We start from the raw sequence: 9,295 nt of genomic DNA, 5'->3' as shown, positions 1-9,295 counted from the left end.
AAACCTCCGTTCAATCCGGACGCTTCTTCGCACATCTAATCTAACCCCGAACCCTGGGTATCGGCTTAGCGCTTACAGTTCTTCCAGCACCGCCTGGTGTTCGACCGCTCCTCGCTGACGCGCTGGCGCCAGCGCATGGGCGAGGAGAAGCTGCAAGCGCTGCTGCAGGAGAGCCTCTCGGTCGCCACCAAGACCGAAGCGATCAAGCCGTCCGACCTCAACCGCGTCATCGTCGACACCACGGTGCAGCCCAAGAACGTGATGTTCCCGACCGACGCGCGGCTTCTCAACCGCGCGCGCGAGATCCTGGTCCGGCTGGCAAAACGGCAGGGCCTCGCGTTGCGGCAATCCTATGCGCGGGTGGGCAAGTTCGCGCTGATCAAGCATCAGCGCTATGCCCACGCCAAGCAGTTCAAGCGCGCCAAGCCTTGAGGACGCTTCGAACCTATCTCGGCCGCGTCATCCGCGACATCACCCGCAAGATCGAAGGCCGCACCGACCTGCTTGGCGAGATTGTCCTCGGCCGCATGCTGGCGCTGGCGCGACGGGTGCTTGACCAGAAGCAGCACCAGCGCGGCCCCAAGGTCTACTCGCTGCACGCGCGCCGGAGGTGGAGTGCATCGGCAAGGGCAAGGCGCACCGGCCTTACGAGTTCGGGGTCAAGCTCTCCGTCGCCACAACGCTATCGCACGCCAAAGGCGGCCAATTCGTCACCCATGTGAAGGCGCTGCCCGGTAACCCCTATGATGGCCATACACTCGAGACCGTGATCCCGGAGATGGAGGCGCTGATCGGCAACATCATCGAGCGCCTCGTTCTCGACAAAGGCTATCGCGGCCACAATGCGCCACCCGACTACAAGTTCAGGGTGTTCATCTCAGGGCAGAAGCGGCGGGTGACGCCCAAGATCAAACGCGAGATGCGCCGCCGCTCGGCCATCGAGCCGGTCATCGGCCATCTCAAATCCGAACATCGGATGGGCCGGAACTATCTCTGGCACCGCCAGGGCGATGCCACCAATGCCGTCCTCGCCGCCGCCGGCTACAACTTCCGTCGCCTCATCCGCTGGCTGGAGCTCTTGTTGCACCAAATCCTCGTCCTGCTCAGCCTCCGACTTCACCTCGCCCCGAGCTGAAATGCGGGTTCTTCACGGACGACTAGGCAAGCCCAACCTATCCGCCGCCTGGGCTGGATTCGACGCAAGACCAGCTCGGATCGCGTCGGTGGCGTGGCGTAGCTGACGAGGGAGCACCGCCGCTATCCTGCCGAGTCGGACGGCGTCAGCTAGTGTTCTGTCCCGGAAATTCGTCAACAAAGTCGTGCGAGTTTCTGGAGGATGGAATCCGCGGTGTTATGGCCGTGAGCTGTGTGCGTTCATCGCCGGAAATCGTCAGCATCGCCTCCGGGCGTCCGGTCCGCATCGGGTATCTCCTTCGATCGGCACACCTCAAACCCATGCAATTATTATGCTACGAATTAACGGGACAGAACACTAGCCGCCGAGAGCAAGCCGACGATGGGTTATCGCTCACAGTCGTAATAGCCTCCAACGTCAGGTAACGAGCGCACTATCGTGCTGCTGCCGCCGATGGTGAGTGCATCGCTTCCCCGGAAAGCTCCCGTGTCGTTTTGTTCGCTCAGGATTGCAAGACCAGGCGCACGATGGCATCTTCGTTCGGGAAGATGCCGACCATCTCGGTCCGCCGCTTGATCTCATCGTTGAGGCGCTCGATCCGATTGAGTCAGGCGGGGCACAGCATTTGTATGGCCGAACACGTCGACTTCGGTCGCACTCGTGAAGGTGATAAAGTGCACAGTCTGGATGCGCGGCACTGCCCGCGTCACAACAACTTCATACTTGGTCACCACCACTCCGCGCAGGCCACTTCGTCGCCTTGGCACCCATTTTCGATCATTCGCCACGCCAAACGTGGAATACTATCTTTGCATGTCATCGTTGATCGACACAACGTGACCCAAGTCGGGTGACGAATGAACCGCGTCTAAATCCCGCTCATTAAACGCCGGCCAGGCCTGCATTCCCGCTGAAGATTGGCTTCCTGGTTCGAGAACGGTTTCGGCATGACAATTGCTACCTCCGGACAAGCTCAAACTGATCTTGAAACGAGCTTTCCAAACCGCCGCTGCGGTTTATCGGGCCGTGACAAGATCAATCAAGACTTAGCAGATGGCGTCATGTTCCGGCAAAACGATGGTATCAGTTGGGCGATCCGTACTTGCTCGGGGGAGCCGACGGGATCGACACTGGATGTCCCGCGCATCTCCAATCGCTCCGAGGGCGGGAACACTATTGATCGTTTTCCGCCACGACACTGTTTCGAAGGCGACAATTGGGAGATTGCAAACGCCGATTCGGAGCGATGCTTAGAACCGTCCCGAAGCCTAAGAAGCCCACCTGCATACGTTACGCTACCTTACTTCGTAAGCTCAGCGAATTTCTCAAGAACAAGGCCGCGCGGGGAATCGCTGCTTAGGTGCGTGCTGAGGATGGCAGCTGGGACTGACAAATCGATCTCAACACCGCCGGGCGCGTCGCACCGCCGAACGCTGAATATTGCGGACAGGTGGGGCGCTGCCCATCCAAGGCGCTTTCTACCATTGTCACGGGACGGCGAGGGCCGATTTCGAACGCCACGAGTGTTAGTCAAAGCATTTGGGCAAGCATCAGCGCCAAGGCGGGAACCTGTCTGCGGTTCATCGCGTCGCTCATGCCGGACACGCACCTACAGAGGATGCCGCGCAAGTGGCTAGCATGAAGTTTCTTGACAGAGTCCGAACGGTCGCGTCAGGCCGTAATGATATTGTTCTGGTGGCGCTGCTGATCACGATCATCTTCATGATGATAATTCCACTGCCGCCGGTCCTGATGGATGTGCTACAGGCCGCCAACCTGGGACTCTCGGCACTCCTGCTGATGATGGCGGTCTATATTAAATCCCCCCTTGCGTTCGTCTCCTTTCCGTCAGTGCTCTTGGTGACGACGCTATTTCGGCTATCGCTTGGAGTCGCCGCGACACGCACTATCTTACTTCATGCAGACGCCGGCCAGATCATCAAGACCTTCGGGGACTTCGTGGTGGCCGGCAATCTCGTGGTGGGCGCAGTTACCTTTTTGATCATGACAATCGTTCAGTTTGTCGTCATCACCAAGGGATCTGAGCGTGTCGCGGAGGTTGCTGCACGGTTTTCTCTGGATTCGATGCCGGGCAAGCAAATGAGCGTTGACGGCGACTTGCGTGCCGGCAGTATTGATATGCGAGAGGCAAGTCGGCGCCGCCTTGCGATTGAGCGCGAGAGCCAGCTGTACGGTGCCCTGGACGGCGCCATGAAGTTTCTCAAGGGTGACGCCATCGCGGGCTTGATCAGCATTGCCGTGAACATCGTAGGCGGGATCGCGATTGGTTCGTTTCAAAAGGAAATGGGATTGTACGAGGCGCTCGAGGTCTATGCGATCCTGACCATCGGAGACGGACTCGTCGGTCAGATACCGGCTCTATTCACGGCGATTACAGCGGGGTTTATCGTTACGAGGGTTAGTGACGAAAATGGCGGTGCAGATCTCGGCAACGAAATCGGCGACGAGGTGAGCGCACAACCACGTGCGCTGATTGTCGGGTCATTCATTCTCCTTCTCTTTTCGTTCGTCCCTGGCTTTCCGACGGGAGTCTTCATGATCTTGGCGCTCGTAGTCGGAGGCAGTGGCTGGCAACTACAGCGTAATCGGCGGCTGGCCGCACCGGCAGTGAAGCCGACCGGCGGCGGTGATGAAGTCGCCGATAATGGCATCACGTTCACCGTGCCACTGATGATCGACATTGGTGACGACGTTGAGGCGGTCATCCCTCCCGATCTGCTAAACAAAGCATTGGATGCCGAACGGCAAGCGCTCCTTCTTGATCTCGGCGTCCCTCTTCCAGCGATCAATGTGCGAGTGAACGACAGCTGCAAGGACGGAGCGTATGTCATCATGGTAAATGAAATACCATGCGGTGAAGGGCGACTGCGATCGCAGCATCTTTTGGCACGCGATACTCCTGAGAACCTCGATCTTGTGGGCATTCCATGTGTTCTGGACAAACCCTTCCTTCCTCGCATCGAGACGGTCTGGGTGGACGCCATACATCGCGAATCATTGCGAGCTGCCAACATCCCTTTCCTGGAGTCGGTTCAGATCCTTGGCTACCATACTGGCCAAATCCTGCGCAGGCATGCTGCGGAGTTTGTCGGGATCCAGGAGACAAAAACTCTTTTGAATCGCATCGAGGTGTGGTTCCCGGAACTCGTAAAGGAAGTACTGCGCTCAGCACCTCTGCAGAAGATTTCAGAGGTCTTTCAACGCCTAATCGCGGAGGAGGTTTCATTGCGTAATATGCGCACCATCCTCGCCGCACTGGTCGAACGGGCACAGATCGAAAAAGACATTGTCCTGCTGACCGAGCATGTGCGCTGTGCGCTGAGGAGGCAACTCTGCATTCCGTATTGTATCGGCACGAACCTGCTGCCCGCTTACCTTCTCACGCCAGAAGTGGAAGATACGGTGCGCAACGCCATTCGGCAGACTTCCGCCGGCAGTTATCTCGCCCTTGACGCTCGAACCACCGGTCAGATCATTGACGCGATACGAGAGGCTATCGGCAACCTTACCCAGCAGCCGCACAAGCCGGTGCTGCTGGCGTCGATGGATATACGTCAATACGTACGCAAGGTCATCGAAACCGACTTCTACGAACTTCCAGTTCTATCCTATCAGGAGCTTCCCCCCGATATCTCCATACAGCCATTGGGAAGGATATCGCTGCAATGAGAAACGTGAACATAGAACAAGATGTTCTCACGGGCGATCAGACCCAACTGTCCTTGCATGTGCTATCTGGCCCCAACAAGGGGGCCGAGACACCGCTCGGCGATGGAGCGTGGCTAGTCGGTAGCCATGACGCTGACGACCTTACCTTCGCAGATCCGGAACTGGTTGACTCACATCTTCGCATTGTCATCGAGGCCGGGCAAATCCAGATCACCGCACTCGCACCGGGTGTGCTCATCGGCGGTAGTGATTGTCTAACAGAGTGCCCGACGACCCTCGATCCACTCACTCCGGTTCAGGTTGGGCGGACGATTTTCAGTATCGGCCCGACCGGTGCCAGCTTTCCCGATGTCGACTCCGTGGTCGAGCGCAGAAGTCTGCACGCAGAGCATGCCCCCCCAGCTATCGAAGGAGCGGCGCCCCGGGGGCGAGAACCTCGTCTTGCGATGAACTCGATACCTCGGCCATTTCGGCTTGGTGCAGCCGCTTGCGGCCTTCTGATCATCGCCTATGGAGCTTGTGCCGGGATTGAGCGGGTTGTTGCCTCTCTCACCCCGGCCGCCGTTCCGGGTACTGACTCGATCAAGATTGCCAGGAACGTCCTTCGCGATTTGAATGTCGGACGCGATGTTAGCATCGCGCTCCAAGATGATAATCTGATCATCGACGGCGACTTGCGACCTGAAGAGGCTACAAGGATCAAAGCAGCCCTGCGTGACGCAGGGCTAACAGCAGAGGTAACACCGAAAACGGCGACCGCCACCGCCCTGTCTGATGCAAAGATGATCGACCTGTCAACGACCGTAATACGGGCATTCGGCATCGAGGGGAGTATTCGCGTGGGAAGCGCCGGAGGGATATCAATAACGGGATATGGCCCGAGTGATGCAACCGTTAAAGCTGCCCTTCATCGTCTGCAGCAGGATATTCCCGGAGTTCGCACAATTGATGACACAGTCGCAACGCCGGACCGCGCACGAACCTTTCTAGAGACAGCGACGACAGCCGACCTCCGCGGCTCCATTCGCATCGTGGTGAAGCCAGACGCCATCCTCGTTTCGGGGGCCCTTACCCCAACCGCCTATAGCGAGTGGAAGACCGTTGCCTCCCGCTTCGAGGAGAAGTTCGCGCCCCACATTCGGCTCGAGGCGCACTGTTCGCCAGTGGTATTGCCGGCAGCAAGAGGTGTGCACCTCGGCCGGTCTCCGTTCATCGTCGTTCAGAACGGAACACGCCTGAAAGTCGGCGATAATATCGATCATTTCGGCAAGATCGTTGTCATCGATCGCGACGGAATGCTTGTGCGTATCGGGGAGGCCGACGTGCACGTTCCCTATCCGAACAAGCCGGAATGGATAGCAGAGGAGGATCAACTGTGAGCGAGCATCTGGTCAGGCTTGAGCTGCAGAAACAGCTGGTAGATGACGTCGATGGCGCAGAGTTATCTGCCCTTAAGAGAGAGTTTGAGAGTTGGCGACAATCGTTGAAACGTGACATGGATGGCGGCGTCACGCGGCGTCATTTCGACGCATTGTGCACATTGCTTGATGCAATAGATGCCGCAACAGACGTTGTTAATACAACATGGATGCACCACCACAGCGGCGTGTCCTCTGGCTTGGAGGCGTGAGGTGGATTTCAGGACAATAAGTGGGCCTCTTGGCAGATCTGTTGCGGCATCGGAACGCAGCCTAAGAAGTCATATGGCGACCATGAATCCGGACGACACCATGGATCAGCTCAAGCTTCAGCTCTCAATGAACACACACACTACACTCTTGAGCCTGAATTCGACCGTTATCAAAGCGGTTCACGAAGCGCTTAATGGTATTATCCGGAACATCACCTGAACTACGGACGATTCTGGGGTGCTATGTCTTCCAGTTTTATGCAACTACGTCATCTCCGATATTTCACGGGCATCGTGGATGCTGGTAGTTTTTGCCAAGCAGCGGCGACAATCCACGTGGCGCAGCCGGCCCTGAGTCAGCAGATGGCTGCCTTGGAAGCCGAGCTTGGCTTCGCGCTGCTGCACCGTAGCGTGCGCGGCGTTCGCCCGACTCGCGAGGGCAAGGTCTTTTATCGTGAGGCCACGTCCATTCTTCAGCAGGTTGACCAACTGCGCAGCATCATCCGCTCTACGGCAGGAGAACCGGAAGGTGCTGTAAGGCTCGGCATGTCCTCAGCACTCGCCGCTTCGTTCGCCTGCGCCTTGATGGAAGCCAGCCGGGCAGCGCTCCCAAAAGTGCGCCTCCATCTTGTTACGGGTGACTCTCTTCAGATGAAGCAGCTCATCGCATCACGAGCGCTTGATATCTGCGCTGTGCTTGAGGATGACCCCACCTCAGGTGTTACTCGCCAGCCACTCTTTCAACAGCGACTCCACCTGGTACGTCCTCCCGATACAGGAGAAGTCGCTCCCGCCGTTTCGCTTGAGGAATTGGCTGAGCTCCCTCTTGTATTGCCGCCGCGCCCAAACACAATTCGCGACGCATTAGATCGGACGTTTGAAGTGGCCGGCGTGATGCCGAACTGCATCGCAGAAGTCGACACGTTCGGCGGTGCGCTCTCCTTCGTCAGGGCCGGTCTCGCAAATGCGATCCTGCCCAAGGGCGACATTCCCGATATTCCAGGCGCCGAAGATCTGAGGCCGCTCGTGATAGATCCACCGATCCATATGACAGCCTGCCTCATCTCTTGTGGCGACCTCGCCCCCGCGGCCGAAGCCGTGAGCGCCTTGCTGATTGCGCAGGTACGAAAAGTGCTTCAAATAAGTCCTCTTGCAGGACGCGAGCTGATTGCGACACCTGATGTCGATTCAAAAGCCGAGACCCTAGCGGTTGCCGAGTGACAATTCAGTGGCAGGCGGTTCACATGGAAGGCGCAGGTCCGCCTGACTGCTCGCTACCGAAAGCTCGCTTCGCGCGGCAAGCGAACGATGGTGGTCTGCACTGCGGCATAGCCTGGCGCACAGCCTACGTCTTCCGGAGGACAACGACCGGCGGCATCGAGCAAGAATGGAAGACCGTCCGTCGACGTGTTGTCGAACCACTTTTCGAGCTTGATCACATGATCCCAGCTGTCGCCAAAGTCATAGAGATAATGGATCGTCTTGGCGCCGGTTTCGCGAACGATATCGCAGAGCCGCGCCTTGCTGGCATCGATCGGCTGGGGGCCAAAATCACCGTCGGGATCGGGGATGCCCCAACGTTCTTCGCCAGCGTGGAACTCGAAGAGATGGCTATTCGTCCAGCCAAACGCCGCCTGAAGCGTCAGATGCAGCCGATCAAGGCGCAGCGTGAGCGACACGACAAGGCATCGCATCACCTCCGGTTTCACGTCCTTGAGGGTCACCTTGATCCGGACGGCGGTCGTGTTGAGGCTCATGCCGCCAACCTCGGATCGTGTGCATGCATCGTGTAGGTCGACGCCCATGGAAGCAGTTCGTCCAGTCGCGCCGCAGGCCAGCCATTAACGAGCTTCGCGAGGACGTCGGAGAGCCAGTGCTCGGCGCTGACGCTATTGAGCTTACAGGTCTCGATTAACGAAGCTAGTACTGCCCAACTCTCGGCGCCCTCGTCGCAACCGGCAAAAAGGGAGTTCTTCGCATTGAGCTTGATCGGCCGCATCGCACGCTCAACAGCACTTGTGTCCATCTCGATGCGCCCGTCATCAAGGTAGAGCGTCAGGCCGTCCCAATGACGCAGCGCGTAACGCAAGGCCTTCGCCGTGTCGCTCTTCTGTGCAAGGTGATCAAGCTTGGCCTCAAACCACTGCTTCAAGGCTATAGCCAGAGGTCTGGCATGCGCCTGCCTGCCAGCACGGCGCTCGGCATCCGATCGGCCGCGGAGCGCTTTCTCGACCGCGTAAAGCTGGGCGATGCGCTTAAGAGCCTCGCGGGCAACCGGAGCTGGCGCCGGAGCAGCCTCGCGCTCGATCTTCACAAACTGGCGCCTCAGATGCGACCAGCAGAAGGCGAGCGTCCCGGACAGGGCGTCCGCACGCGTCTCTCGGGTCATGGTCTTGTAAGCCTGATAGCCGTCGCAGTGGATGATGCCGCGATAGCCCTCGAGCAAGCGCAAGCCATGAACGGCCCCACGGCCCGGTGCATAGGCATAGACCACGCCAGGTGGGTCAGGTCCGGCCCAGGGCCTGTCATCGCGCGATAGCGCCCAGAAGTAGCCGGTTTTGGTCCTGCCGCGCACCGGCGCCGGAGTCTCATCGACACAGAGCTTCGAAGAGGCGAGGAGAAGCTCGCGCAGACGATGCCACAAGGGCTTCAATTCCTGGGCGGCGTAGCCGACCCAGAAGGCGAGCGTGGAACGGTCGATGGCGATACCGTGGGTCGCCAGCATCTGCGCCTGACGATAGAGCGGCAAATGCCAATGATACTTGTAAGCGCTAAGCCGATACCCAGGGTTCGGGGTTAGATTAGATGTGCGAAGAAGCGTCCGGATTGAACGGAGGTTT

The 9,295-nt window shown here is 58.5% G+C and carries 7 protein-coding genes and 2 pseudogenes; 6 read left to right on the top strand and 3 right to left on the bottom strand.

Features of this window, described 5'->3' with window-relative positions; translation table 11 throughout:
• Positions 1–75 precede the first annotated feature (75 nt).
• A pseudogene (locus AC5ZGW_RS44310) lies at positions 76–1,135 on the top strand (IS5 family transposase); the annotation flags it as partial.
• A 334-nt stretch (positions 1,136–1,469) separates the two neighbouring features.
• Here the strand turns inward: AC5ZGW_RS44310 and AC5ZGW_RS44305 are convergent.
• Positions 1,470–1,739: pseudogene (locus AC5ZGW_RS44305) on the bottom strand (transposase); the annotation flags it as partial.
• Positions 1,740–2,773: 1,034 nt separating this feature from the next.
• On the opposite strand from AC5ZGW_RS44305, the gene sctV reads away from it, so the two are divergent.
• From sctV to AC5ZGW_RS44280, 5 genes are read left to right on the top strand one after another with little or no spacing between them, the layout of a single operon-like run.
• Positions 2,774–4,825: a type III secretion system export apparatus subunit SctV gene (gene sctV, locus AC5ZGW_RS44300; RefSeq protein ID WP_130230713.1), complete on the top strand. Its 2,052-nt coding sequence runs from the start codon at positions 2,774–2,776 to the stop codon at positions 4,823–4,825.
• Entirely contained in the window at positions 4,822–6,204 is a 1,383-nt protein-coding gene (locus AC5ZGW_RS44295; protein WP_130230711.1) for an FHA domain-containing protein, read from the top strand. The genes sctV and AC5ZGW_RS44295 overlap by 4 nt, the downstream gene beginning before the upstream one ends.
• Positions 6,201–6,455: an EscE/YscE/SsaE family type III secretion system needle protein co-chaperone gene (locus AC5ZGW_RS44290; RefSeq protein WP_165421473.1), complete on the top strand. Its 255-nt coding sequence runs from the start codon at positions 6,201–6,203 to the stop codon at positions 6,453–6,455. The genes AC5ZGW_RS44295 and AC5ZGW_RS44290 overlap by 4 nt, the downstream gene beginning before the upstream one ends.
• Positions 6,382–6,675: an EscF/YscF/HrpA family type III secretion system needle major subunit gene (locus tag AC5ZGW_RS44285; protein WP_130230709.1), complete on the top strand. Its 294-nt coding sequence runs from the start codon at positions 6,382–6,384 to the stop codon at positions 6,673–6,675. Before AC5ZGW_RS44290 ends, AC5ZGW_RS44285 begins: the two co-directional genes overlap by 74 nt.
• A gap of 23 nt (positions 6,676–6,698) precedes the next feature.
• Positions 6,699–7,676, top strand: coding sequence for a LysR substrate-binding domain-containing protein (locus AC5ZGW_RS44280; RefSeq protein ID WP_130230707.1), 978 nt, complete (start codon positions 6,699–6,701; stop codon positions 7,674–7,676).
• Positions 7,677–7,729: 53 nt separating this feature from the next.
• Here AC5ZGW_RS44280 and AC5ZGW_RS44275 read toward each other — a convergent pair whose 3' ends face one another.
• Positions 7,730–8,212: a plasmid pRiA4b ORF-3 family protein gene (locus tag AC5ZGW_RS44275; protein WP_463703103.1), complete on the bottom strand. Its 483-nt coding sequence runs from the start codon at positions 8,210–8,212 to the stop codon at positions 7,730–7,732.
• Positions 8,209–9,295 (bottom strand): IS66 family transposase (gene tnpC, locus AC5ZGW_RS44270; RefSeq protein ID WP_496114124.1); only part of this gene is annotated, 1,087 nt, incomplete at its 5' end. The genes AC5ZGW_RS44275 and tnpC, both read right to left, overlap by 4 nt.

Source organism: Bradyrhizobium sp. Crot121 (genome assembly GCF_059512385.1).
The sequence above is the reverse complement of the archived record's forward strand: the minus strand, read 5'-3'. Positions and strand labels throughout refer to the sequence as shown.